The 25,537-nt window shown below is 61.4% G+C and carries 24 protein-coding genes and 1 tRNA gene; 11 read left to right on the top strand and 14 right to left on the bottom strand.

The window, feature by feature from the left end; all coding sequences use genetic code 11:
- The first annotated feature begins 3 nt into the window (after positions 1 to 3).
- The 3 genes from AC0L3L_RS10655 to AC0L3L_RS10645 all read left to right on the top strand — a co-directional run bounded on the left by AC0L3L_RS10655 (position 4) and on the right by AC0L3L_RS10645 (position 4,147).
- Positions 4 to 993, top strand: a complete 990-nt coding sequence (locus AC0L3L_RS10655; RefSeq protein WP_473637519.1) for a substrate-binding domain-containing protein — start codon at positions 4 to 6, stop codon at positions 991 to 993.
- Between the two features lie 328 nt (positions 994 to 1,321).
- On the top strand, positions 1,322 to 1,759 hold the full coding sequence (locus AC0L3L_RS10650; RefSeq protein ID WP_473637518.1) for a hypothetical protein: 438 nt from the start codon (positions 1,322 to 1,324) through the stop codon (positions 1,757 to 1,759).
- Positions 1,760 to 2,266: 507 nt separating this feature from the next.
- Positions 2,267 to 4,147, top strand: coding sequence for a L,D-transpeptidase family protein (locus AC0L3L_RS10645; RefSeq protein WP_473637517.1), 1,881 nt, complete (start codon positions 2,267 to 2,269; stop codon positions 4,145 to 4,147).
- Between the two features lie 132 nt (positions 4,148 to 4,279).
- Here the strand turns inward: AC0L3L_RS10645 and AC0L3L_RS10640 are convergent, their stop codons facing one another.
- The 9 genes from AC0L3L_RS10640 to AC0L3L_RS10600 all read right to left on the bottom strand — a co-directional run bounded on the left by AC0L3L_RS10640 (position 4,280) and on the right by AC0L3L_RS10600 (position 11,197).
- Positions 4,280 to 4,756 carry a hypothetical protein gene (locus AC0L3L_RS10640; RefSeq protein ID WP_473637516.1) on the bottom strand — a complete coding sequence of 159 codons (477 nt, stop codon included), beginning with the start codon at positions 4,754 to 4,756 and terminating at the stop codon, positions 4,280 to 4,282.
- A gap of 229 nt (positions 4,757 to 4,985) precedes the next feature.
- Positions 4,986 to 5,243, bottom strand: coding sequence for a PepSY domain-containing protein (locus tag AC0L3L_RS10635; RefSeq protein WP_473637515.1), 258 nt, complete (start codon positions 5,241 to 5,243; stop codon positions 4,986 to 4,988).
- A 121-nt stretch (positions 5,244 to 5,364) separates the two neighbouring features.
- Positions 5,365 to 6,435, bottom strand: coding sequence for an ABC transporter ATP-binding protein (locus AC0L3L_RS10630; protein WP_473637514.1), 1,071 nt, complete (start codon positions 6,433 to 6,435; stop codon positions 5,365 to 5,367).
- Positions 6,428 to 6,577, bottom strand: a complete 150-nt coding sequence (locus AC0L3L_RS10625) for a hypothetical protein (RefSeq protein ID WP_473487360.1) — start codon at positions 6,575 to 6,577, stop codon at positions 6,428 to 6,430. Before AC0L3L_RS10625 ends, AC0L3L_RS10630 begins: the two co-directional genes overlap by 8 nt.
- Before the next feature lie 4 nt (positions 6,578 to 6,581).
- Complete coding sequence (locus tag AC0L3L_RS10620) at positions 6,582 to 7,457, bottom strand: carbohydrate ABC transporter permease (protein WP_123151345.1); 876 nt, start codon at positions 7,455 to 7,457, stop codon at positions 6,582 to 6,584.
- Between the two features lies 1 nt (position 7,458).
- The gene (locus AC0L3L_RS10615) at positions 7,459 to 8,526 is read right to left on the bottom strand and encodes a carbohydrate ABC transporter permease (RefSeq protein ID WP_473637513.1); all 1,068 of its coding nucleotides are present in this window, start codon (positions 8,524 to 8,526) and stop codon (positions 7,459 to 7,461) included.
- A gap of 69 nt (positions 8,527 to 8,595) precedes the next feature.
- Complete coding sequence (locus AC0L3L_RS10610; protein WP_473637512.1) at positions 8,596 to 9,858, bottom strand: ABC transporter substrate-binding protein; 1,263 nt, start codon at positions 9,856 to 9,858, stop codon at positions 8,596 to 8,598.
- 454 nt (positions 9,859 to 10,312) lie between these two features.
- Positions 10,313 to 10,387 (bottom strand) — tRNA-Val (locus tag AC0L3L_RS10605).
- A 126-nt stretch (positions 10,388 to 10,513) separates the two neighbouring features.
- Complete coding sequence (locus tag AC0L3L_RS10600) at positions 10,514 to 11,197, bottom strand: phosphoglycolate phosphatase (RefSeq protein ID WP_123151353.1); 684 nt, start codon at positions 11,195 to 11,197, stop codon at positions 10,514 to 10,516.
- Between the two features lie 147 nt (positions 11,198 to 11,344).
- Here AC0L3L_RS10600 and rpiA point away from each other — a divergent pair, with 147 nt between their 5' ends.
- From rpiA to gor, 3 genes are all read left to right on the top strand, one after another.
- Positions 11,345 to 12,073: a ribose-5-phosphate isomerase RpiA gene (gene rpiA / locus AC0L3L_RS10595; RefSeq protein WP_123151354.1), complete on the top strand. Its 729-nt coding sequence runs from the start codon at positions 11,345 to 11,347 to the stop codon at positions 12,071 to 12,073.
- A complete protein-coding gene (locus AC0L3L_RS10590) occupies positions 12,060 to 12,635 on the top strand; it encodes a DUF2059 domain-containing protein (protein WP_473487357.1) in 576 nt (191 codons plus the stop codon). Before rpiA ends, AC0L3L_RS10590 begins: the two co-directional genes overlap by 14 nt.
- Positions 12,636 to 12,787: 152 nt before the next feature.
- Complete coding sequence (gor, locus tag AC0L3L_RS10585) at positions 12,788 to 14,176, top strand: glutathione-disulfide reductase (RefSeq protein ID WP_473487356.1); 1,389 nt, start codon at positions 12,788 to 12,790, stop codon at positions 14,174 to 14,176.
- A 60-nt stretch (positions 14,177 to 14,236) separates the two neighbouring features.
- Here gor and AC0L3L_RS10580 read toward each other — a convergent pair whose 3' ends face one another.
- The 3 genes from AC0L3L_RS10580 to AC0L3L_RS10570 form a co-directional block, all read right to left on the bottom strand.
- Complete coding sequence (locus AC0L3L_RS10580; RefSeq protein ID WP_473637511.1) at positions 14,237 to 16,123, bottom strand: ABC transporter ATP-binding protein/permease; 1,887 nt, start codon at positions 16,121 to 16,123, stop codon at positions 14,237 to 14,239.
- Positions 16,124 to 16,624: 501 nt separating this feature from the next.
- The gene (locus tag AC0L3L_RS10575; protein WP_473637510.1) at positions 16,625 to 17,305 is read right to left on the bottom strand and encodes a DsbA family oxidoreductase; all 681 of its coding nucleotides are present in this window, start codon (positions 17,303 to 17,305) and stop codon (positions 16,625 to 16,627) included.
- 23 nt (positions 17,306 to 17,328) lie between these two features.
- Positions 17,329 to 19,149: an extracellular solute-binding protein gene (locus tag AC0L3L_RS10570; protein WP_473637509.1), complete on the bottom strand. Its 1,821-nt coding sequence runs from the start codon at positions 19,147 to 19,149 to the stop codon at positions 17,329 to 17,331.
- 231 nt (positions 19,150 to 19,380) lie between these two features.
- Between AC0L3L_RS10570 and AC0L3L_RS10565 the strand changes: the two genes are divergently transcribed.
- Positions 19,381 to 20,010 carry an invasion associated locus B family protein gene (locus tag AC0L3L_RS10565; RefSeq protein WP_473487352.1) on the top strand — a complete coding sequence of 210 codons (630 nt, stop codon included), beginning with the start codon at positions 19,381 to 19,383 and terminating at the stop codon, positions 20,008 to 20,010.
- Positions 20,011 to 20,119: 109 nt separating this feature from the next.
- On the opposite strand, the gene hspQ is transcribed toward AC0L3L_RS10565, so the two are convergent.
- Both hspQ and AC0L3L_RS10555 read right to left on the bottom strand, forming a co-directional pair.
- Positions 20,120 to 20,443, bottom strand: a complete 324-nt coding sequence (gene hspQ, locus AC0L3L_RS10560) for a heat shock protein HspQ (RefSeq protein ID WP_473487406.1) — start codon at positions 20,441 to 20,443, stop codon at positions 20,120 to 20,122.
- A 227-nt stretch (positions 20,444 to 20,670) separates the two neighbouring features.
- Positions 20,671 to 21,882, bottom strand: a complete 1,212-nt coding sequence (locus AC0L3L_RS10555; RefSeq protein WP_473637508.1) for a UbiH/UbiF family hydroxylase — start codon at positions 21,880 to 21,882, stop codon at positions 20,671 to 20,673.
- Between the two features lie 104 nt (positions 21,883 to 21,986).
- On the opposite strand from AC0L3L_RS10555, the gene AC0L3L_RS10550 reads away from it, so the two are divergent.
- Genes AC0L3L_RS10550 through AC0L3L_RS10535 form a run of 4 tightly spaced genes read left to right on the top strand, consistent with a single transcriptional unit; the run spans position 21,987 to position 25,311 of the window.
- The gene (locus tag AC0L3L_RS10550) at positions 21,987 to 22,883 is read left to right on the top strand and encodes a DUF2182 domain-containing protein (RefSeq protein WP_473637507.1); all 897 of its coding nucleotides are present in this window, start codon (positions 21,987 to 21,989) and stop codon (positions 22,881 to 22,883) included.
- Between the two features lie 12 nt (positions 22,884 to 22,895).
- Positions 22,896 to 23,510 carry a DUF1326 domain-containing protein gene (locus tag AC0L3L_RS10545; protein WP_473527979.1) on the top strand — a complete coding sequence of 205 codons (615 nt, stop codon included), beginning with the start codon at positions 22,896 to 22,898 and terminating at the stop codon, positions 23,508 to 23,510.
- Positions 23,511 to 23,545: 35 nt separating this feature from the next.
- The gene (gene pcsA, locus AC0L3L_RS10540; protein ID WP_246684285.1) at positions 23,546 to 24,313 is read left to right on the top strand and encodes a phosphatidylcholine synthase; all 768 of its coding nucleotides are present in this window, start codon (positions 23,546 to 23,548) and stop codon (positions 24,311 to 24,313) included.
- 20 nt (positions 24,314 to 24,333) lie between these two features.
- The gene (locus AC0L3L_RS10535; RefSeq protein ID WP_473637506.1) at positions 24,334 to 25,311 is read left to right on the top strand and encodes a quinone oxidoreductase family protein; all 978 of its coding nucleotides are present in this window, start codon (positions 24,334 to 24,336) and stop codon (positions 25,309 to 25,311) included.
- Positions 25,312 to 25,537: the final 226 nt, after the last annotated feature.

Here is a 25,537-nt window from a genome sequence, read left to right as displayed (position 1 = left end):
AGCATGAGAACCATAGAACGAGGATCAAGGCGTGCCTGGCAGCTTGGACTACTCACCGGTACGTGCCTGTGCATGGCAGGCACCGCAGATGCCGCCGACCCGATGGTCAAGGCCTGCGCCAAGGACGGCCAGTTCATCATCGGCTTTTCGCAGGCGAACAATGCCGAGCCCTATCGCCAGCATGTCAATGACGAGCTGACCGCGGCGGTGAAGGCCGTGCCGCAGTTCACGTTGCAGATCGCCGACGGCGCCGGCAACGTCAACACGCAGACTTCGCAGGTCGACAACTTCATCACCCAGAAGGTGGATCTTCTGCTGATCTCGCCCTTCGAGGCGGCACCGCTGACGCCCGCGGTGAAGCGCGCCATGGATGCCGGCATCCCGGTGATCGAACTCGACCGCAAGACGGTCGGCGATCCCGGCAAGGACTACACGGCCTTTATCGGCGGCGACAATTACAAGATCGCCATGGAGGCCGGCAAATACACTGCCAAGACCCTGCTGCCGGATGGCGGCGAGGCGGCGGTTCTGGAAGGCCTGCCGAGCTCGACGCCCGCCGTCGAGCGGCTGAACGGCTTCAAGGACGGGGTGAAGGAGAATTCGAAGATCCAGGTAGTGGCCGAGCAGGCCGCCGACTGGCTGCCGGACAAGGCGCAGACCGCCTTCTCCGCCATGCTGCAGGCGCATCCCGACATCAAGGTGCTCTATGCCAGCAACGACATGATGGCGGCCGGCGCACTGCTCGCCGCTAAGGGCGCTGGTAAAGAAGTCAAGATCATCGGCACCGACGGCCTGCCGGGCCCGGCCGGGGGTATCGAGGCCGTGGCCAAGGGCGACTGGGCGGCGACCTTCACCTATCCGACCGGCGGCAAGGAGGCGATCGAAATGGCGAAGTCGATCCTGCTAGACTGCGCTTCGTCGGTGGAGCCGACGGTGACGGTCGACACGATTGCGATTACGGCCGAGAATGCCAAGCAGATGATGGGTAACTGACGGAAGATCGCGCCGAACACAAGGGTTGGCATGGCAAGGCCCCGCGCGGGCCTTGTTGTGGTTTGGGGGGAGGGCGGCAGGGTCGCGCCGTGCCGAAGAGCCGGCCGAAATATCGCCAAGGAAGTTAGCTGGTCTTAACGGAAGGGCGGGATGCGCCGAATGAATGGGTTGTCCATGACTGGCTGCTTTTGACCAACCCGGACGTTGAGCAGACTTACTACAAATGTCGAGAATTGGCGAAGAAAGCGATCCTTGGGCTTCGGGTCGCCTGAGGACCTCGGGAAATGAAACTCGGATCAGGCGCGTTCGAGAGCCTTGGTCGTCCGACTTGCCGACGGCAGTTCTCCAGGTCGATTCCTCTGCCTATCGCGACCCGGCCGAGCTCGCTGACGGCGCAGTGCTGGTAGTCGGGAGTGGCCAGTCGGGCGGCCAGATTGCGGAGGATCCGGTGCATGCTGGACGTCGGGTGTTTCTGGCGACGAGCCGCACTGGTCGCCTGGTACGCCTCGTCTGCGAAGCGCATATGGTCGCCGACCTCGTCGCCGAAGGTGAGGTTGCCGTTTACAACGCCCCTGAAACGGCCGAGCAGCACCACCCCTTGCGCGCTCAGCGCAGGCTGATCGTGTGGGTTGCCCCGAGCAGCGGGCGCGGCGGCAGTGCCGTTTTCCAGGATGAGCTCCCGGCGCGGGACGTCGGCAAAGCCGGATACAGTGAGCCAGTTGAACGAGTCGCCGCCGCGATAGCGGCGTCTCGTGATCAGTCGTGACTCGGTAGGCTCCGTCCTCTCGATTCAGCTGCTCAACCGCCACTCCGGTGCGCACCGGCAATCGGTGCCGGTCAACATAGCCTTCCAGATAGGCGACGAATTCATGGTGGGTTATCGCCCCCCCGGATCGGCGCCGTCGTAGGAATCGCCGGGCAGCGTGGTGCGTATGTTCGTCGAGTTCAGCCGGAAGGAGTCCCAGCGCTGCGTTCGCCATCTCTCTCCGATACGGCCTCGCTCCAGAACATCGTGCGCGCAGCCGCGTTGTTGCAGGTAGTAGCTGACGCCAACGCCTGACCCATGCACTATTTTCGGGAACCGGAGCGGGCCCAATTCGCTTTAGTTGTCACGGCGTTGTGAAACTGTTCTGCAACAGGATAGCCGAAATTTATGGAAGCTTAACGAAATCGGTATGAATCGGTGTGGTCGCGTCTTACATCCCGCCGTGCGGTGGGCGAGACCGTCAAGCGATGCGGAACGGGAACCGGTTGCAGCCGGAGCGGGTGATCCATGAAATTCCTCGGAAACAATGCAGCCGTGATGCCGCTTGCGGTTGTCACGTTAATGCTGGCCTTCGGCATGCCGCAGGCGGACGCGCAAGGGCTTTTCGAGAGGCTTTTCGGCGGTGGTATCAGGCGCGCGCCCCACGGTGATTTCCCTCCGCCGCCGAGGCACAGACCGAGGCCGAGAGAATTCGCTGGTGGTGGCAGCAGGATCAACAGCCCGTCCTACTATACCTATAAGGCCGACCGGCTGGTGCGTGTCGATTTTGCGACATTGATGGCAGCACCACAGCCGGTGGCACCACAGGACGCTGCCTTTGTACCGTCGCTCACCAGCGACGCCTTTCGCGAAGCGATTGCCGGGCTCGGCGACTACGAGCTCTATGCGGAACCTGACATTGCCAAGGCGTTGATCGCTTATTACTCGGCCAATCCGGATTTCATCTGGGTGACCGGGACCGGCCCAAACGGTCGCGCGCAGGATGCGGTGCGGGTGCTTGGCGAGGCGACGAGCTATGGCCTGACGCCGGCCGACTATTCGGTTGAAGTGCCCGCCGCCGGCGCATCGACCGGCGGGGCCGATGCGCGGCTGCAGGAACTCGTCCGCTTCGAGATGGCGCTGTCGGCGCGCGTCTTGCGCTATGTCCACGACGCGCAAAGCGGCCGCGTCGATCCCAATCGCATCACCGGCTACTATGATTTCCCGGCCAAGCCGCTCGACATCGAAGGCGTGCTGAAAACGCTGGTGCGCACCCAGCAAGTGCGCACCTATCTCGAATCACGGCATCCGCAGAATGCGGAATACCAGGCGCTGCGCGTCGAACTGGAATCACTTCAGGCCAGCGCCGAAGACGAGATCGTCGTTGACCCCAAGCTGTTGCTGAAACCTGGGCAGACCAGCCCCGAACTGCCGAAGCTTCTGGCGAAGATCGCGCGCAATCTAGACGACGAGATGGGCGGCGCCTATGGCGAGATATTGGCCACGCTCGCCACCAGCGAGGTCTATGATCCGGAACTGGTGCCGGTTATCAAGGCAGTGCAGAAGAAGGCTGGCATGAAGGGCGACAGCGTCATCGGTCCGCGCACCGTCGCGGCGCTGGTCGGGACGTCCAAGGCCGACAAGATTCAAAAGGTGCAGGTCGCGCTGGAAGAGTTGCGCTGGCTGCCATCCGATCTCGGCAGTCCGCGCGTCTTCATCAACCAGCCGGCCTTTACGGCGAGCTACATCGAAAATGGCGAGGAGAAGCTGAAGACCCGCGCCGTCATCGGCAAGACCACCAACCAGACTTCCTTCTTTTACGATCAGGTCGAGCAGGTCGACTTCCATCCCTATTGGGGCGTGCCGCAATCGATCCTCGTCAACGAGATGCTGCCCCGGCTGCGCAGGGATCCCGGCTATCTCGACCGCGCCGGCTACGAAGTGGTCAACGCGCGCGGCAAGCGCATTCCCTCCTCCTCGGTCAACTGGGGTGCCTATGGCGCGAAAGTACCTTATGGCGTGCGCCAGCTGCCGAGCGAGGCCAATGCGCTGGGCGAACTGAAGATCCTGTTCCCCAACAAGCACGCAATCTACATGCACGATACGCCGCAAAAGTCGTTTTTCCAGCGTGACATGCGCGCGCTCAGCCATGGCTGCGTTCGTCTGCAGGATCCGCGCGGTATGGCGGCGGCCGTGCTCGGCACCTCGGTCGACTACATTGCGGAGAAGCTGAAGCACGGACATTCGACCGAAAAGGTGGCGCGCACGATCCCGATCTATGTCGCCTATTTCACCGCCTGGCCTGATATGTCCGGCAAAGTCGAATATTTCAGCGACATCTATGACCGCGACACGCGGCTGCAGCAGGCACTCGACAGCACGGAAGCGGTGCGCTCGCCGGCAAGCTGAGGATTCTAAAGCGCGTCGCGTTTGACCGGCCTCATGCGACGCGCTTTATGCATGTCGTTATCGCAAAACCGCTGCACACCCTCGGGTCAGGCCCAGGGTCAGGCTCGAGGGCATGCTTTTGCGCGACATACATTAGCGTAGGGAGAGCGGGCGCCGGAAGCCGGCCTCGCGCCCGGCAATCAGCCAGTAAGCCAGTCCGGCAACCAGGCCGGCGGCGGCGATGATGCCGATATCGGCCCAGCGCTCGGGGCTCAGGTCCTCCGGCGCGCTCGGCCAGATCAGGACGAAGCCGGCAGCCGCTGCTGCGGCGCCGAAGACCATATGCAGCCAAAAACTGCGCAGCGAAAACAATTCGGCGATCAGCGCGAAGATCAGCGTCTGCAGACCGGTCAGCATGATCGTCAGGAAATAGATCAACATGCCGAGCGGCGGCACGACCAGCGCCGCGATGGGGGAGACCCCCATGAGATCGAAATACGCCGGTGCATCAGGCAGCGAACTCAATGCACCATAGATCGTTACTACTGCAAACAGTCCGACCAGCACCGCAACGAAATAGCCGGCGAGCATCATCAGAACGCGTTTCGCTACATGCTTTGCCGTCGCCATGCCCACCCCCGTGCGGCTCAATGATCACGCCGCAGTCAGCCATCAAAGGCGCATCGGCGCAAGGGGATGCCGTAAAGCGTGCAGGCCACCGCTCTTGGTGAAGCCACGCCGCCGCCCGCTTCCGAGGGATCGTCGCCAGGCTGCGCTGTAACCTGGTTGCCGGAATTGTTCCCGGTCCTTTAAGAGAAAGCCGGCCGCACGTATCGCCTGGAGGAAGGGTGGCCGCGATCTATTTCGGCTCGGCTGTCACCGGATCGTAGGTGATTTCGACCTTCGCCTTGTCGGTCGTGTAATAGGTGACGGTGTAGGCGCCGCTGTCCCAGCCGACCTCGTCGACGTAGCGAAAGTCGTCGCGCTGCTCGACCTTGGCGATTATTTCCGACAGTTTCCTGGCATTCTGCGGCGGCAGCTGGGTTCCGTCTGCGGCAAGGGCCGGTCCGCCGAGAAGGAGGACTACGACACCTGTCGCCAAAACACGTCTGGACATGGCTTTCCCTCACTCTTCAAGGAGTAGAAACTCGCGGCCATGCAGGTTTGTTCCGGGGTTCTGGAATGGACACTCGCGAATCGCGCCGCCGCATCGCGTTGTCGTTGCTCACGTCTGCAACTCACGCCTCGTCGGGGAAGAGATGGGCTAAGGCCGTGTCGAACGTGAGCTCCAGGGCGTCACCCGGTTCAAAGATCTTGTCTTCATCGAAGGCGGCAATGAGCTCGTGATCGTCGCGAAGTGTCAGGTCCACGACCGTCTCGCTGCCCAACCGCTCGGTATGTGCCACGACGCCATGCAGCATGCCTTCTCCAGGCTGAGCCGCCCGGAGGTACTGCGGACGGATACCCAGGATGGCCTTGCCGTCTTTCCGGAAGGAGCGCCTTCTGGTCGCTACCCTGATCGGCTCCAGGGATTGATTGCCAACCGTTGCCGCTTCGCCATCGAGGTCGAGGACGTCGACCTTCAGGAAATTCATCGACGGGGCTCCTAGAAAGCCGGCTACGAACCTGTTGGCCGGCTCGTGATAGAGTTCCATCGGCGCTCCGATCTGCATGACTTGACCGTCCTTGAGGACGACGATCCTGTCAGCCAGCGTCATCGCCTCGACCTGGTCATGGGTGACATAGATCATCGTTGTGCCCAGTTGCCTGCGCAGCCGGCCGATTTCCATACGCATGTCCATGCGCAGCGCGGCATCGAGGTTGGAGAGCGGCTCGTCAAACAGGAATACGGACGGTTTCCGGGTGATTGCGCGCCCGATAGCGACTCGCTGGCGCTGGCCGCCCGAAAGTTGACTTGGGCGGCGGTCGAGCAGATGTTCCATTTGCAGGATGCGTGCGGCCTCGGCCACCTTCTGCTCCTTTTCCTGCTTGGAAGCGCCCGCGATCGTAAGGCCGAACGCGATATTCTCGCGCACCGTCATGTGCGGAAAGATGGCATAGTTCTGGAACACCATCGCAACACCGCGTTCCTTGGGTGGGAGTTCGTTGACCACCCGGTCTCCGATCTCGAGGATGCCTTCGGTTATGTCCTCGAGTCCGGCGATCACCCGCAGCAAGGTGGACTTCCCGCAACCTGACGGTCCGACAAAGACGACGAACTCGCCATCGTTGATGTGGATATCGACGCCTTTGATGACGTCGACGCGACCATAGGATTTCTTGACGGCCTTGAGCGAGACCTCAGCCATAAGCAATGGCTCCCTGGTTCATGTGCGGCAATCCGGGATCACCGATCGATTGGTCGGCCTTGAGGAAATAGCCGTGCCCGCGCTTGCCGTCATGGGCGTACCAGTCGTCCCAGATCCACTGGCGTTTGAGCGCGAGAACCATGCATTCAGCCCTTCACACCGGTCGAGGCGATCGATGCGATGAAGGCGCGCTGCAGGAAGAGATAGAAGATCAGCACCGGGACGGTGATAAGGGTGAGATAGGCCATGACTTCGCCCCAGGCGACGTTGAGTTGAAAGAAGTAGCCGAGACCGACCATGACCGGGCGGTAGTTTTCCTGCTGCACGACGATGAGCGGCCAGAGATATTGGTTGTACATCACGAGGAACTTCAGGATGGCGGCAGTCGCCAGAACCGGCCCTGAAAGCGGCATGACAACGCGACAGTAGACCTGCCACCAGCTCGCGCCCTCCACCCGGCTTGCCTCGATCAGCTCGCCCGGCAGTCCTTTGAAATACTGCACGAACAGGAAGATCGTCAGCCCATCGGCGATCCAGGGGATGATCTGTACCCTGTAGGTGTTGAGCCAGCCCCAGTGCAGCCCATCAAGCCCGATCCAGGGCAGTTTCGAGACCAGGAGCAGGAGCGGGATAGCGATGGTCTCGAAAGGGATGATCAGCGTGGCGATGACGATCGAGAGCACCACGTCGCGCCCCTTCCACCGCAGGAAAGCGAAGGAGAATGCGGCCAGCGAACAGATCAACAATGAGAGAAGGACGGTCGCCCCGGTGACCAGAACCGAGTTTAGGACGAACAGGCCGACAGGCGCCCGCCGGAACGCTCCGAAATAGTTGTTGAGGCTGATGTCCCCGACGGGCAGGAAAGCACGCAGGCTGGAGGTGTCCGCGAGGAGCTGACTGTCGGGCTTGAAGCTCGAGTTGATCATGAACACGAGCGGAAAGATGAAGATCAAGGCAATCAGGCACAGCACCAGATAGCGGACGAACAGCCTCAGGCCGTAATTGTCAGGATTGAAGGCCATATTAACGCTCCCGTGTCAGCCAGCGCTGAGTGAGTGAGATCGCCAGCACGATCGCGAACAGGATGACCGAGATGGTCGAGCCGCCGGAGATGTCCTGCTTGCCGTAGCCGCGCTCGACCGCCTGGAAGACGAGGGTCTGGGTGCTGTCGAGCGGACCGCCATTGGTCATCACGTCGACCTGGGCGAAAAGCGCGAAGCCCTGCATGGTGATCACGACAAGGACAAGCACGGCGGTGTTGCGCAGGCCCGGCCAGGTGACATAGCGGAAGGTCTGCCATATCGAAGCCCCCTCGATGGCGGCGGCCTCGTAGAGCGTCGGGCTGATCGTCTGCAACCCGGCCAGCCAGATGACCATATGGAAGCCGACGGCCTGCCAGATCGACATGGCCATGACTGCGGGCAGCGCGGTCGAGGGATTGCCGAGCCAGTCGACGGGCGGGAAGAGGCCGAAGGTGAGGGCCTGGAGGATGCTGTTCAACAGCCCGTTCTGGCCGTCATAGATGAACCGCCAAAGGAGCGAGACCACGACGATGGAGACCACCACCGGCATGAAGTAGATGGTCCGGAACAGGTTGATGCCCCTGACCTTGTGGTTGATCAGCAAAGCAAGCATCAGCGCGAGGCTGCCCTGCACCGGCGCCACGACCAGGACGAACAGGACGGTGTTTACCAGCGCCTTCATGAACACAACGTCGCTGGCGATGACGATCATGACGTTCTCGCCGGACTGCCAGCGAAACCACTCGCGCATGCCGCGATACTGAGGATAGTCGTCGCTACGGGTGATCGCACGCAGGCGCGGATACTGGATTTCGCCGGCCTCGTTTCGGATCATTTCGCCAGCATCGTTGCGCTCTGGCTCAAGGGTCACCACCGCAAGGCCCAGGAGCTGCTGATAGTTTTCCACCCCGACGAACTGGGTGGGGTTCGGCGACAGCAGCCGCTGATTTGTCAATGACAGACCGATCGCGAAGAAAAACGGCAGGACGATGAATGTAAAGATGAGTGCGAAGCCCGGCAGGGCGAATGTCCAGCCCGCCCGGTTCGACAGGGTTAGTTTCGACGCCATTTGCCGTATCCGCCCAGCAAGCCAAAGAGGGTGGAGTCCGCGGCTGGCGAGGACCCCGGCGCGACAGATCTAGCGGTGGCCGTAGCCACCATTGCTTTCGATGTCGGCGTCGATCTCGTCGACCGCCGCGTCAAGCGTGTCGGCCACGTCGGCACCATTGGCGATATCGGCCAATGACTTGGTGAAGACCTTGGCCTGGACCACGTAGCCCGGGGTGACCGGGCGCACCAGAGCTTGTGCTTTGGAGAGGTCGAAGAACACCGCGAGCGGGCCGCCATCCTTGTAGTTCTTCGTCATCTGCGCCGCCGAGGGCGTCGGCGGGATCAGGCCGATGCCGTCGGAGAAGGCGGCCAGGTACTTGTCCTGCGCGGCGAACTTGATGAACTCGGCAGAGCCTTCCGGATGCTTGGACTTGGCCGAGAGGCCGAATTGCCAGGATCCCGCGCCGATCTTGTTGCCGGCGCCGAAATCGGGGGCTGGAAGGAAGACAACGTCATCCACGGCTTCCATCGTTGCCACCGCGCGCCAATTGCCGTTCCACTGGAAGGCGAACTTGCCGCCGATGAAACCGGTCTGCTGATCGGCCGGGTCCTCACTGGTGCCCGGCGCATAGCCTCCGGTGAATAATGATTGCCACCACTTGCCAAAGGCCTGCGCAGCCTCGCCGTTCAGCGCGCCTTCCGCGGTCTTGTAGGTCGAACGGTCGACAATGTCGCCGCCGAAGCTCTGCAGGAACGGCGAGAAGGCATAGGAGTACCACTCGGCCTGGTCGTTCATGCCGAGATCAAGGGCGAATTCATATTTGCCGGAGGCCTTGGCGGCATCGAGCGCGGCCATGAATTCCTCTCTCGACCAGGGCTTGTCGAGGGTCGGGGTGCGCAAGCCCAATTCATCCAGCGTCGATTGGCGTGCAAAAAGCGCCACCGCCGCCTCCCACAGACCGACCGAATAGAGCTTGCCATCCCACACGCCTTTGGTGCCGGGCAGGAAGTCGGCGAACTCGCTCTCGTCGATCGGCAGCGGCTGCAGATAGCCGGCCCAGGCCCAATTGGGCATGACGGGCCCGTCCACATCCAGGATATCGGGCAGGTTGCCCGCCAGGGCCGCCGCCGCAACGGAATCGTTGTAGCTCTTCTCGGGGAAGCTCTCGATGGTCACCGTCCAGTCGGACTGGCTGGTGTTGAAGTCGGAGATGATCTGGTTGAGGATTCGCGACTCCACCTCATTGCCGGCGCCGTGATACCACATGGTCAACTTGGTCTGCGCCAGCGCCGGCACACACAGACAGGTCGACGCGATCACCACACCGGCAAGGTGTTTTGTCAGGTTCATCGGTTATTCCTCCCTTTTGACTTTAAGGTCGCTGGCTGGATCCAGGGTCATCCCCGAGGCCGCCGTGACAGCGGGCTGGGAAGCCAGGGCTCAGTTTCGGGTCGGCCGCTACGGGCCCTTGATGGGGTCCAGCAATGTTCGCGGAAGCCGGACGCATTTGCAATTGCGCAGTTTCATCTGGTCGGAGCAGGAGGTCGACGGCGATTCCCCTCGTCAGTTCGCGGGCCACTGAGATAGCAGTTCACCTAGGACGATTTTATCGTCCGTCAACTTTCTCCCGGCCGCGTTCAATGTGCAGCTCGAGCGATTCCAAGGGTAGACAGCGCTTAGTGATGTGTACCCAGCTGCCTGGCGAATCGCATGAACCGGGTCATGGCAAACCTGGCCATGAGGCGGAAGTTCGAAGCGTAGGCGGCTGCGAAGCGGATGGTAGCTTTGTACCGGAAGCGGGTATTGGTGGGCGATGCAGGGATTGAACCTGCGACCCCACCCGTGTGAAGGGTGTGCTCTCCCGCTGAGCTAATCGCCCGCTCGTTGCCCGAAGGCCAAGCGCGCCGCGATATAAGGGAGGCCGGCCGGGGAAGTCAAGGCGATGTCCGGGCGTTCCGACGAAGACCGAATGCAACTCCGCCGGGAGCGACCCGGTCGCCGTCGTTCAGTGCCCCGCAGCGGCAATCAGGCGTTCGGCCAGACCAAGCGTCAGCGCATCGAAATGCGAGATCACCGCCGATGGTTCGAATTCGCGCACATGGCGGTCGGTGTAGCCGAAATCGACCGCCACCACGGGAATGCCCGCGGCTTTCGCCGTATCGATGTCGGTCTGCGAATCACCCACCATCAGCGCGCGGTGCGGATCGCCGCCGGCCAGCACGATGGTTTCGGTCAGATGGCGCGGGTCGGGCTTGCGGAACGAAAACGTGTCCTGACCGCAAATCGCCGCGAAATGCTTCGCCAGGCCGAGCGCCTCGATCAGCGCCACCGAGTTGGCTTCGTACTTGTTCGTGCAGACGGCCAGGAGATAGCCGGCTGCTTCGAATCGGGCGATCGTCTCGACGACGCCGGGGTAGGGGCGCGATTTGCCCGGGATGTTGTCGGTGTAGTGATCAAGGAACAGCTTTAGCAATCGGTCGTGTTCCTCCACTGCCAGCGATCTTTGCTGCGCGGCATGCGCGCGCTCGATCATCACCCGCCCGCCATGGCCGACGAAACGCTTGAAGCCGGCCTCGTCGACGGCTACCAGTTCGCTGGCGGCAAGGCTGTGGTTGAGGCTGTCGAGCAGGTCTGGCGCTGTATCGATCAGCGTCCCGTCGAGGTCGAACACGATGATCGGTCGGGTCATGGCCTGTCCTGTGACGATTGCGCTGCCGGCAGGCGATAGCCGCTTCAGCCCATCCAGGCAAGCAGTGCTTGGTCAATCCACAGGGCAAAGTCTTTGACCGGACGGGCAAAGATGCTAGGAGCGCCGATACAAATTTTGGGGCGCGACATGGATGCGAGACAATTGAAGGTCGAAGCCGCACGGGCAGCGCTCGCCCATGTGAGCGACGGCATGCGGCTCGGCATCGGCACCGGCTCGACGGCCGAAGAGTTCGTCCGGCTGCTCGCCGAAAAGGTCGCCACCGGCCTCACCATTATCGGCGTGCCGACCTCGGAGCGCACCGCCATCCTTTGCGGCGAGCTTGGCGTGCCGCTGTCGACGCTGGAAAAAACGCCCGAACTCGACCTTACCATCGATGGCGCCGACGAGATCGATCCGGCGCTGACATTGATCAAGGGCGGCGGCGGTGCGCTGCTACGCGAAAAGATCGTAGCGGCGGCTTCCGCTCGGATGATCGTCATTGCCGACCGTTCGAAGATGGTCGAGACGCTCGGCCGTTTTCCACTGCCCATCGAGGTCAACCCGTTCGGCCTGCGTGCCACGGAAATCGCGGTCGCCGCGGCGGCCGAAAGGCTCGGCCTTTCCGGTCCCGTCACATTGAGGATGACGGGGGGGCAGCCTTTTGTTACAGACGGCGGCCACTTTATCCTCGATGCATCTTTTGGCCGCATTCCGGATACAAGAGCGCTTTCGAATGCTCTCCATGCCATTCCGGGCGTGGTCGAGCATGGTCTTTTCATCGGGCTGGCATCAGCGGCCATCATAGCCGGCGACGGCATCCAAACCGTCCATGCCGCCCGAAAACCAGGGAGTTCTATCGATCATGACGTTGCATAACCGGGTTCGCCGTTTTTCTGCCATTCTGGCAGCTTCAGCCGTCTTTGCGTTTTCATCGCCGGCGTTCTCGCAGGACGTCACCGACGGGCATCTGAAGGCGGCCCGCGCCGCCGTCGCGGCGATCCACGCGACGGACCCGTTCGACAACATCCTGCCGCAAGCCGCCGCCGCGCTTCAGCAGCAGCTTATCCAAAAGAACCCGGACATGCAGGAGCTGATCGGCAGAACGGTTAGCGAAAAGGCTCTGGCGCTGGCCTCGCGCCGCGCCGATCTGGAGAAGGAAGCAGCCATGGCCTACGCCAAGGTATTTTCCGAAAAAGAGCTTACCGAAATCGCCGCTTTCTACAATTCCGATTCCGGCAAGAAGCTGCTCGACAGCGGCCCGGCCGTGACACGTGACCTACTCAAGGCGGCCGACATCTGGCAGAACGGCGTCGCTCGCGATCTCGCCCAGCAGGTCGGCGAAACGCTGGCCGCGGCAGCGAAGGCCGCCGCGCCGGCCGCACCGGCGAACGCCGCGGCTCCTGCGGCTGGTACGGAGCCGGAAGCACCGAAGAACTGAGCATATTTCCCGGCGGCGTTATCGCTGCTGGACCGGAAAGCCCGGCGTCCGTTGCGCGTCCGACAGCATGCGCAGCGTGGTGGTCCGGGCTTTTCTTTCGGTGGTTTGCAGCCTACCTGTCTCAAACATTTTGAAGGGCAAGGAGCCGCACCATGGCCGGTTACGACTACGATCTTTTCGTCATCGGCGGCGGCTCCGGCGGGGTGAGGGCGGCGCGCATGGCGGCGGCACTCGGCAAGCGCGTCGGCATTGCCGAGGAATACCGTTTTGGCGGCACCTGCGTCATTCGCGGCTGCGTGCCGAAGAAGCTCTATGTCTATGCCTCGCAATTTCCCGAACATTTTGCCGACGCCGCAGGTTATGGCTGGACCGTGCCGCAGGCGAGCTTCGATTGGCAGACATTGGTTGCCAACAAGGATCGCGAGATCAGCCGGCTGGAAGCCATCTACAGGAAGAATGTCCAAGGTGCCGGCGGCGAGACGTTTCAGTCGCGCGCCATGCTGGTCGATCCGCATGTGGTGCATCTTCTCGGCGACGACCGCACCGTCACCGCCGACCAGATTCTCATCGCCACCGGCGGCCGCCCAGCGCCGCACCCGGCTCTGCCCGGCCACGAGCACTGCATCTTTTCCAACGAGGCCTTCGACCTCAAGGAATTACCGAACGCGATCATGATCGAGGGCGGCGGCTATATTGCCGTCGAATTCGCCAACATCTTTCACGGCCTCGGCGTCGACACAACGCTGGTCTATCGCGGCAAGGAGATTCTCTCGCGCTTCGACATGGATCTCAGGCGCATGCTGCACGAGACGATGGAAAAGAAGGGGATAAAAATCCTCTGCCATGCCGTATCCGAATGGATCAGGAAGCGCCCGGACGGTCGCCTCGATGCTGTCGTCACCGGCGGCAAGATACTGACGGTCGATCAGGTCATGCTCGCCATCGGGCGTCTTCCCAACACCGAAAACATGGGTCTTGAGGGCGTCGGCATCGAGATGACCAAGACCGGCGCTATCAATGTCGACCAATATTCGCGCACCAACATCGACAACATCTGGGCGATCGGCGACGTCACCAACCGCATGCAATTGACGCCGGTGGCGATCCACGAGGCGATGTGCTTCATCGAGACCGCCTTCAAGGGCAACCCGACCGCGCCCGACCATGATACAATCGCCACCGCGGTCTTTTCGCAGCCCGAGATCGGCACGGTCGGCCTGTCGGAAGACGAGGCGATAAAACGTTTTTCCGATATTGAGATCTACCGCGCCACCTTCCGGCCGATGCGGCACACGCTGTCGGGCCGCGACGAAAAAATGCTGATGAAGCTGGTGGTCGACGGCGCCTCGAAAAAAGTGCTCGGCGCCCATATCCTTGGGCCGGATGCCGGCGAGATGGCGCAGCTTCTCGGCATTCCGCTGAAGGCGGGGCTGACCAAGGATGATTTCGATCGCACGATGGCCGTGCATCCGACCGCAGCGGAAGAACTCGTCACCATGTACAAGCCGACCTACCGGGTGAAGGACGGCGAGCGCGTCTGACGTTTTGCTTTCGCCCGGACGGAACAGCCGCCGACACTGGGCAGCGATGTTGTGTCGCCGCTATTTCTGCCTCATGCGGCGAGGGAAGCGCAGCCATCTTTCCTCGACCGGCCTTGGGTGCTCGAGGATGGTGGTGAGCTCGACCGGCAGGCTCGGCGCCAGCGGCTTTTTGGTCGCGACGCCGTCCGCGATGGCAACGATGCTGTGGTAGAATTCGGCGCCTGAAAGCGACCTTGGCGGCACGGCCTCGTGCATGATCGAGATCACCGTGACGTCTGGACAATTGTCCTTGATCGCTTGATGGAAGGCGATCTTCCCTTCGGGGTCGAGCGCGCCGGTCGCTTCGTCGAGGAACAGCAGCCCGGGCTGCTGCAGCACGATACGAGCGACAACCAGCTTCTGTTTCTGGCCGCCCGAAAGCACCTGATCCCAGTTCATGCCCTCGCGGCTTTCATCGGCCATGTGTTCGATAAAATCGCCAAGGCCCGCTCTGTGCAAAGCCGATGCAACCTGTGTGTCGGTGTAATCGCGCTCTGAGCCGGGCAGGCAGACCAGTTGCTTCAGCGAGACCTGCTGCAGCTTGACCTCCTGTGCGGCATAGAAACTTTCGACCCCTTCCGGGAAGACGATGGTACCGCGGCCATAGGGCCACAGACCGTTGATTGCCTTGATCAGCGATGTCTTGCCGCAACCCGATTCGCCCTTCAGGAACGTCCACTCACCGCGTCGGAAGCGCAAATTCGCAGCACTCAGGAACGGCGTGGCGTCCTCGCCCTGATGGGTCAGCTCGAGCTTCTGGATGGTCAAGCCGAAAACCGGGTTCTGGCGATCATAGCGGAAATCGGAGCAGCCGGTGAGACTGTAGAATTCCTGCGGGTGCTGGACATTTTCGATCGCGTTGGCGAGTTCGGTCACGCGTTGGCTGTTGGCCCGCAGAGCCGCAATGGAAGGCATGACGTGGATGAACCACGAACACTGACTGATCAGCGAGTTGACCATCTCGGAGCCGGTTATGTAGCCCTTGAGATCGAAACGGTTGTGGATGTAGGGCACGAGGCCCGGTCCGTAGGCGACAATCTTGGCGCCGATGAAATTGTAGACCAGCTCGAAAGAACGGTAGCTGGTGTTGACGATGTTCAGCCTTGCCCAGGTGCGGTCGATGTCGACATAAAGCCGGTCGTGCATCGTCTTTTGCACATTCTCGCCCTGTGAGGCGGCGACGTGGAAACTGCGACGCAGGAACGTCGTCAACTCGCCGCGATAACTGCCTTCGGACTGCTGCATCCGGATGTTGAGCCGCTCCAGCAGTCTGCCGAGCTTCACCGCGATCCAGGTGTTCAGCGGCACGTATATGGCGACCGCCAGGAAAGCCAGGACCGCGCTGCCATAGCTGCCGAGGAACTCCAGCCCTTTCACCTCCGCCGAGGTTTCAAGCAGTTTCCGGCCGACGAAATAAAGCGATGTGGCGACAGCCATGACCCCCATGGCGAGGCCGATGGCTCCGCCGGTCATGTCCTTGATCGATTCCTGGACGCGCTGGTCGATGTTGTCGGGAGCAGCAGTGCCGGAGGAACCATGCTGGGCATGGAAGTGCGTGTGATTGGTGTCGAGAAGCGCTTCGTTGAAACGGCTGTCCAGCCAACCGCGCCATTTGCGATGCAGCGTTGCGGAAACAAAGGTGCGGATGCCGGTAAAGCCCGCGTCCTTGAGCACGACCAGAAGGATGAGCATGCCGGCATTGGTGAGCAGCGATGCGAGCGGCGTGGTGTTCGCGGCATCGTGGTAAAAGGCGATCGAGTTGACCAGTTCCCCGGATGCTTCGGCGAACCAGACGCCGGCTTTGCTGGAGAGCGCGGTAAACAGCGCGATGACCAGCGTCAGCGTCCAGGCCTCCACCCAGCGGTCCGAGAACCAGTAGGCCCGCATCAGTCCCCAGAAGCTGCGCATCGAGGAAACCGGTGTCAGGAGCGGCGGCCTTGCGGCACCGCGGAGCCATTTTTCCGATATTGAATGTCGCTCTGGTCTACCGACCCGAATCACAATCCCGCCCAAACCTCTTTTAGTTTTGTTACAGACAGTAACACCAATTGATCATTTTCCATTATCTTTTCTCGGTCTGTGGAGGATTGAACCCCTAGCCGTTGCCATTAAGCAACAGCGGCAACGCCATGCGATGTCGTTCTCGAAGCAGATTATCTCTATAATTTCAATGAGTTGGTGGTTCATGCGGGCGGGCGCCAGCACCTTCCCCTAGGGAAAGCTTTTTGCACAGTTTTGTTATGGGAAGAGCGTGGTCGATCGGCCGATTTTTATGTTGCGGAAGACGAATCGACGCAAAGACGCGCCGTCATCCTTGTTGCCATATCGACCTGGCGGCAGCCGGAAAGTGACCGGAGGGCGTTGGCTGCTGTGGCAATGTCGCCAAACGCGCCTATGGAATGGCGTCTATCAGTTCGCTTTCTCCAACTCGCCCCGCGCCTTTGCCGCCGCGACCTGGCGAATGGCGTCGGTGAGCGTGTCAACGTCTTGCGCGCCCATCACCGCATACTTGCCCTCAAGCAGGAAGCACGGCACGCCCGTGATACCCATGCGCGAAGCGGTGGCGATTTCGGTGCGCACCGCCTCGACATCGGCGTCAGTCGGCAAAAGCGTCTCGACCACGGATGCATCCATGCCGGCCTCGCGGGCGGCGTTGATCAGAACGGCATGATCGCCGAGATTGGCGCCTTCCTCGAAATTCAATTGGAACAGACGTCGCACCAGCCGGTTCTGCATGACCTCGCCGGCGGCACCAGCCCAGCGGATGACGCGGTGCGCGTCCAGCGTGTTGGGCGCGACCTGGATGGCGGCGAAGGCGAAGTTGATCCCCTCGGCTTCGCCCAGTGGCTCGATGCGGGCGTGGATCTCGCGGACGCGTTCGTCGCTGCCGAACTTGGCCACCATGTATTCGCGGCGATCCTTGCCTTCAGGCGGGATGGTCGGGTCGAGCTGGAACGGCCGCCAGCGTATGTGCACGTCGACATCGCTTGCCGCGGCGATCGCCTTGTCGAGCCGCTTCTGGCCGATGAAGCACCACGGACAGACGACGTCGGAGACCACATCGACGGTAATCGACTTCTCGTCGCTCATCTTGATCTCCTGTTCCGAAGAGGTCACTTCGGCTTGCGCCACCATGTCGGCAGTCTATAGCCGGATATGGGAGTCTTTCGCGGATGTTCCAGATAGCTCCAGTAGGCGAGCCATTGCTGCGTGTTGTGCTGCATCGGAACCATGTAGTGGCCGGAGATCAGCAACCTGTCGAGGACCCGGACGGCGGCAACATAATCTTCGCGGCTGCGGGCGTCGAGCATCGCCTCTAGTGCGGCATCTATCGCCGGATCGGCGACGCCGGCAAGGTTGAATGACCCTTCGGCATTGGCGGCAGCTGATCCCCAGCGCCCGAACTGCTCAATGCCCGGCGACAGCGAGTTCTCGAAGCCGCTGGCGCCGATCAGCACATCGAAATCGAAACGTTGCTTGCGCGACTGGATTTGGTCGCCGTCAAGGCTGCGGATGGTGACAGCGATGCCGATCTTCGCCAGCGTGCGCTGGTAGATGGCGGCAAGGCGCTCCTCGTTCTGCGAGGCGGTCAGGATCTCGAAGCCGAAGGGTTTCCCCTCGGGATCGAGCATCACTCCATCCTGCAAGGTATAGGCCGCGCCCTTCAATATGTCGAAGGCAGCTTTCAGCACCTTGCGGTCCTGGCCCGAGCCGTCGGTGACGGGTGGCCGCCAGGTGCCGTCCATGACATCGGCTGGCACACGACCCGGGTAGGGTGCCAGAAGCGCCTTTTCCCTGTCGTCGGCCGGATGGCCGAGCGCGGAAAGCTCGGAATTCTGCCAATAGCTCATGGTGCGCATGTACTTGCCGCCAAACAAGTTCTTGTTGGCCCATTCGAAGTCGTAGAGCATGCCGAGCGCGCGTCGAACGACCGGATTGGAAAACTTCTGCAGCCGTGTGTTGAACAGGAACCCCGTCACCACTGGCGGGATGCCGGTGTCGAACGTTTCGGCGATCACGTCGCCCTTGTGGAAGGCCGGGAAGTCGAGATCGCGCTCGCGCTTGACCGGATCGCTGTCGTCATCGATGGCGCAGATGCCTTTCTTGAAAGCTTCCAGCTTGGCGTTGGCATTGAGGAAATATTCTATGGTGATCTGGTCGTAATTGTCGAAACCGCGCTTGGCGGGGATGTCCTTGCCCCAATAATTTGGGTTGCGCTTGAACACGATGCGCTGGCCAGGCGCCACATGCGCCACGGTGTACGGGCCGCTGCCGATCACAGGTTTCAGCGTGGTCCTGTCGAAGGTCTCCTTGTCGAAAGCGTGCTTCGGTACGATTGGCGTCATCGCGATAACCAACGGAGTCTCGCGGTTGGCCTTGTCATTGAATGTAAAGCGCACGCTGTGGTCGCCGATTTTTTCGAGTCTGGCGACCATGCTCATACGGGCGCTGTAGGGTGGCCGGCCTTTCTCGGTAAAGACGTCGTAAGTGAACAGCACGTCTTCCGCAGTCATCGGTTGGCCATCAGACCACTTGGCCCTCGGATCGAGGTGGAATTCGATGCTCTTGCGCTCTGGATCCATATCGGCAGTGTCGGCAAGCAGGCCATAAAGACTGAAGGCTTCATCGTCATTGCGCTGCATCAACGGCTCGAAGACGAGATTGCCGAAGATCCTATCGATCATGCCGCGTGCCGTCGTGCGCAGGCTTTTCAGGATGAATGGGTTGAGATTGTCGAAGCTGCCGACGACGCAATAGGTGATGCTGCCGCCCTTCGGCGCATCGGGATTGACGTAGTTGAAATGCGTATAGTCGGCCGGCAGCGCCGGCTCGCCTTGCATGGCGATCGCGTGTTTCGGCTCCGATACAGCTGGCTGAAGCGAAAGTGTGATAAAAGAGATCGCGGCGATCAGCCAAACAAGAACGCGGCCCATGACCGTCTCCTTACTGGGTCGGCTTGATGATTCGGAGCGCACCCTAGCATGAGCCGGCCGCCTCCCGGTCAATCGCGCGTTCAAGAATTGCGAGTATCGGGCTGGATTCGGCACCGCTAGCGGTGTAACACGCCGTCCGAGTCATTCTGTTGCCTCATTTCGGCAACAGGTAGCTGGACCACACGGCGCGAAGAAGCCGGTCTTGGGATCATTTGAGAGGAAGTTCACGATATGACGAGCCTGAACAGCAACGCGTACCGCCTGTCGGTCCTGGCCGCCGGCGTGGTCGGCTTTCTGGGCGCACAACTTCCAGCAGCTCTTGCGCAGCAGCAACAGCAGATTCCGCAGGGTTGGTTCAAAGCCTGCACCAAGCAGGAAGACGTCGACATCTGCAATGTCCAGAACATCACCACTGCCGGTAACGGCCAGCTCGTCACCGGCGTCAGCCTGATCGAATTGAAGGGCAAGATAAACCGCAAGGTGTTCCAGGTGACGGTTCCGACCGGTCGCCTGGTTCCTCCCGGCATTGGCCTTCAAATCGATACCGGGAAGGCGCAGAAGCTCGATTATGTGATCTGCTTCCCCGACCGCTGCGTGGCGGAAGTGCCACTGACCGACCAGCTCGTCGCCTCCTTCAAGAAGGGTTCGAACCTGACGCTGACCTCGGTCAATTTCCAGAACCAGCCGAACCCGATCAAGATCGCGCTGACCGGCTTCAGCGGCGCCTTCGACGGGCCGCCGCTGCAGCAGTCGGACATCGAGGATCGGCAGAAGAAGCTTCAGGATTTCGTTGCCAAGAACAACCAGGACTTCGCCAAGAAGCTCAAGGAAGAGCAGGACAAGGCGAAGAGCGCCAACTGATCGCCCCTCAGGGGCAATTTCTCAAGCCAAGAGAAAAGCGGGGGCATGCCCCGCTTTTTTGTTGCGGCCGGCCATTTCTTGATCCCAATCAGGCCCCCAATCCGTCAGGTCAATGTCTTGACTGGCGTCTCGGCTCGTAGCCCCCGTCCGGCCTCTTGTCGAACATCTCGCCGATCTCCGGATGCCGCACCGGTTCGCCAGACTGATCCTCGAGCAGGTTCTGCTCAGACACATAGGCGATGTATTCCGTTTCCGAATTCTCGGCGAGCAAGTGGTAGAAGGGCTGGTCCTTGCGCGGCCGCACATCCGCGGGGATCGCCTCGTACCATTCGTCGGTGTTGGCGAATTGCGGGTCGACATCGAAAATGATGCCGCGGAACGGAAACAGCCGGTGGCGAACCACCTGTCCGATCGAGAATTTGGCTGTTTTCATCATCGTACTCACCACTAAGTCCTAGGAGTGCCGCGTCCTTGGAATGCGCAAAGACTCTCTAAGACTTTGAATTTACGCATTACGCTTCAAAAAATCGAGCCCGACTTATGGCTGATGCCTAGCCATCCTTGACGCAGACGCCGCATCAATTCAATGCCGAAGTGCTTGATCAATGCCGAAGCGCTTGACGCGACGTCAAGCTACGGGCCAGCCCGCCCGGGGGCGTGCTACCGCCGGACCTGTTTCCTTAAGCCACCGGCGAGCGCCGCAAAACCACTGCCGGGCCGCAGCCCCTCGCGCATGAAAAAGGCGCGAAGCGGCGCGAAGCCGCCGAGCAAGCCGAGGCCGGCGCTGCGCGCCATCTGTGCCGGCAGCATGTCCGAGAGCAGCGACTTGTTGAGAAGGTTGACCGCGCCGCTGCGTGCCAGAATGTCGGGCCGCCGCCTGAAATCGAAAGCCGCGAGTGCCTTGACGGCACCTGGATCGGTTCTGTTTTCGCAAGCAATCCCAACAAGATCGTCGATATCCCTGATACCAAGATTGAGACCTTGCGCGCCGATCGGCGGGAACACATGGGCGGCTTCGCCGACAAGTGCCACCCGGTTACGCGCGAAGCATCGGGGCGTCACGCCCGAAAGCGCGTAGATCTGCCGGCCCGGCTCGACAGACACCCGGCCCAGCATCGATTGCATCCGCTGTTCGACCCGCATCGAAAGCGTCGCGTCGTCCAGCGCCACAAGTTCCTTCGCGGTTTCCGGTTCTACCACCCAGACAAGGCTGGACCGGTTGCCGGGCAAGGGAACCTGGGTGAACGGGCCGGTCTCGGTGTGGAATTCGGTCGAGGTGAAAGCGTGGTCGCTGCGGTGGCCGAAATTGAGAACCAGTGCCGCCTGCGGATAGGACCGGGCGGATGTCGAGATGCCGGCAGCCTCGCGGGCCGGCGACAGACGCCCGTCGGCAGCGACCGCCAGCGATGCTGCAACCTCGCTGCCGTCAGACAGGATCGCATGGGCATGATCGGCGTCGAGGCGCCAGGTCGCCACCATCGATTTTCGCCATTCGATGCCGGAATGCGCGGCTACGGCCCCGGCAAGTGCGGGATTGAGCGCGCTGTTGGGTAAATTCAGCCCGAACTGCTCCTCGCCGATTTCGCTGGCGCGAAAAATGACCACCGGGCTGCGGATCAGCCGGTTGGTTGCATCGACGATGCGCATAACCTTCAGCGGTGCGGCCTTGGACCTCACCTCATCAAGGACGCCCAACCGCTCGAGGATCTTCAGGGCTGGGTTCATCAAAGCCGTCGTTCGGCCGTCTTGGCCATTTGCCTCAGGTCCGACGAGCGTCACCGGAAAGCCGGCATCCGCGAAGCCAAGCGCTGCGATCAGCCCTGCCGGGCCACTGCCGGCAACCAATATCCGTGCTGTTTGCTGATGGTCCAAGTTCGCTTCCGGATTGTGATGCGAGGCGGTCGGTCCGACCTGATAAGCATATAGGTCAGATCATACGGCTTGATCAACGCGGCGATTCGGCCCATTCGATTGCCATGATCGGCCAAGACCATGATTTCAGCCATCTCGATCGCGTCGGCCGCGCCATGGCGAGCGTCTCGCGCAATCCCCGACTGGCGGTGAACATCACTTTGGGCGCAGGCGTCCTCCTGGCCTGGCTGCTTCTCGGCGCGATGGCGATTCGCGGCGCCGAAAGCCGGGTTCCGGGCATCGATGCACCCGGCGACATGATGCTCAGATATCTGCCGCAGCTGCCGCTGCCGGATTTTCTCGAGCGCTTCTTCACCCTTTGTCTTGCACCCGCGCCGCTCGACGGAGGCGTCAGCGCGCAGGCCGGAGCGCTCACCGTCATGTGGTTCCTGATGGCGATCGCCACCATGCTGCCCTCGGCGGCGCCGATGATCCGCACCTATTGCGAGATTGCCGATACGGCGCGGATCAAGGGCGAACCGGTCGACCATCCGCTGGTCCTGGTCGCCGGTTACCTCAGCGTGTGGTTGGCCGCGTCGGCAGTGTATGCGGCGCTGACGCTCATGGTCAACGCCTTCGCCTCACCTGTGCAGATGCTCAATCCGGTGGTCGGAGCGACAGGAGCAGTCGCGCTTTTGGTTGCCGGCCTCTACCAGTTCAGCGGCCTGAAGGAAGCCTGCCTGACGAAATGCAAAAACCCGTTCTCGATCCTGTTTTCGAACTGGAGCGCGAGGCCCGGCCGGATTTTCCGGCTCGGCGTGGAGCAGGGCGTGTGGTGCCTCGGCTGCTGCTGGGCGCTGATGCTGGTGATGTTCGCCGTCGGTGTGATGAACGTGTTCTGGATGGCGCTGATCGGCCTGTTCACCTTGATCGAAAAACAGACGGCGGGCAGGCTGCCAACCCGGATCGCCGGTGCGATACTGCTTGTCTGGGCAGCCGCCCTGCTAGTAGTCTCGGCATAGGGAGAGAATTCGATGGCAGATCAAGACTGGGCAATGAAGGGAGAGCTGGTGCTCTCCTGCAATTGCACGGTTTTTTGCCCTTGCGTGCTGTCCCTCGGCAGTCATCCGCCGACCGAGGGCTATTGTCAGACCTGGGCGGGGTTCCGCATCGATGCCGGCCATTTCGGCGAGGTCGACCTGTCCGGCCTCAACCTTGGGTTGATCATGGAAATCCCCGGCTATATGAGCCGCGGCAACTGGACCGCCGGACTGTTCATCGACAAGCGCGCCTCAGTCTACGCGGTAAAGGCGTTGACCAGGATTTTCACCGGCAAGGCTGGCGGAACCACCTCGCTGCTCTCCATCCTGGTCGGAAAGTTCCTCGGCGTCGAGCAAGCGCCGGTCACCTATGAGACGCGCGAAAGGACGCGGATTTTCCAGATTCCGAAGATCATCGATGGAGCGGTGACGCCGATCCCAGGCAAGGACCGCGACAAGGATACGGTGATCAGCAATTCGGAATACTGGATCGCACCGGAAATCATCGTCGCCCGGTCCGACAAGAGCAAGATGCGGGCCTTCGGCCGCAACTGGAATTTTGCCGGCCGCTCGGCCGAAATCTGCAAGCTGGACTGGCGGGGCCCGTGAGCAAAAAAACAACGGCCAGGAAAATCACGGACAGGATTCCGAGGCCGAAGAAGAAAGTCACCTGGCCGCAGGCGCGCGCGTTTTCGGTCCATCTGCTGACCGCGTCGGGCTCGTTCCTGGCATTCCTGTCCCTGGTGGCGGCGAGCGAGCAGCGCTGGACGGCGATGTTCTGGTGGCTGGGACTGGCGCTGTTCGTCGACGGCATCGACGGGCCGATCGCCAGGAAACTCGAGGTCAAGGAAATCCTGCCGACATGGTCGGGCGAACTCCTCGACAACATCATCGACTACGTCACCTACGTGCTGATACCGGCCTTCGCGCTTTACCAGCGCGGCTTCATGGGTGAGGGCCTGTCGTTCCTGTCGGCGGCGATCATCGTCGTATCGAGCGCGATCTACTATGCCGACACCGGCATGAAGACCAAGGAAAATTTCTTCAAGGGGTTTCCGGTGGTCTGGAACATGGTGGTGTTCACGCTGTTCGTCATCGATCCGGGACAATGGGTTTCCTTCGCCGTCGTCGTGGTGGCCGGCATTCTGACCTTCGTGCCGATCAATTTCATCCACCCGGTGCGGGTGGTGCGGCTGCGCCCGATCAACCTTGGTATGACGCTGCTATGGTGCGCTTTCGGAGCGCTGGCGCTGGCGCAGGCAGCTCTTGCCGCCTTTTACGACCAGATCGGCGTCTTGGGCGAGCAGGTGAGTGTCTTCACCAAGATCGGCATCACGGTCACCGGACTTTACCTCGCATGCATCGGCGGTATCATGCAGCTCTTTCCAACGCTCGGCGCCAAGAAAACCTGATCCCAATAGAAGTCTTGTCAATGTCCAAAGCAATACGCATCCACGCCAATGGCGGTCCGGAGGTTCTGACCTATGAGGACGCCGATCCGGGCCAACCCGACTCGGGACAAATCCTGGTCAAGCATACGGCGATCGGCCTCAATTTCATCGACGTCTATCATCGCTCCGGCCTTTATCCGCCGCCAGGCGGTTTCCCGCTGATCCCCGGCAGCGAGGCGGCCGGGGTGGTGGAGGAAGTGGGCGCGGACATCGCCTGGCTGAAGCCGGGCGATCGCATCGCCTATGCCGTCACGACTGGTGCCTATGCCGAGAAGCGCGTGATCGCCGCCGACCGCGTGGTGAGGGTGCCGGACGGCATCAGCGACGAGCAGGCGGCCGCCATGATGCTGAAAGGGATGACGGCGGAGTATCTGCTGCGCCGTACCTTCAAAGTGAAGGCGGGCGACACGATCCTGTTTCACGCGGCGGCCGGGGGCGTCGGACTGATCCTCGGCCAATGGGCCAAGCACCTTGGCGCAACCGTGATCGGCACCGCCAGCTCCACCGACAAGATCGAGCTCGCCAAGGCGCATGGCTTCGACCATGTCATCAACTACCGCGAGCAGGACTTCGTCGCCGGCGTCCTCGCCATCACCGGCGGCAAGAAATGCGACGTCGTCTATGATTCGGTGGGCAACGACACCTTTCCGGCCTCGCTCGACTGCCTGAAGCCGCTCGGCATGTTCGCCAGCTTCGGTCAATCGTCAGGACCGATCCCGCCGTTCAGCTTGTCGTTGCTGGCCCAGAAAGGTTCGCTGTTCGCAACCCGTCCGACGCTGTTCGTCTACAATGCCAAGCGCGAAGATCTGGAGGCGTCCGCCGCCGCGCTGTTCGAAATCGTGCTCAGCGGCGCGGTCAAGATCAAGATCAACCAGCGCTACGCGCTCAAGGATGCCGGCAAGGCGCATTCCGACCTTGAAGGCCGCAGGACGACCGGGACAACCATTCTTATCCCTTGAGCCTTGCTATCGCTTAGAGCGACGTGCGTCCACTTGGACGCACAAAAGCACGCTCTAACAGTTTGAATCTACGCATCGTGCTTTCCGAAAATCGATTTCGATTTTCGGGCCGATGCGTTAGGTTTCCGCTGAAATTCTTGAAGCTCTTTCAAGACGGGTGCCGCTTTGCGATGACAGCAGGCCGCGCATACCATGCCTGCGGGAACACAGAACATATCTGGCAAAC

It is taken from the genome of Mesorhizobium sp. WSM4849, from assembly GCF_055811385.1.
Note: the sequence above shows the minus strand (reverse complement) of the source record. Positions and strands in the feature narration are given on the sequence as shown.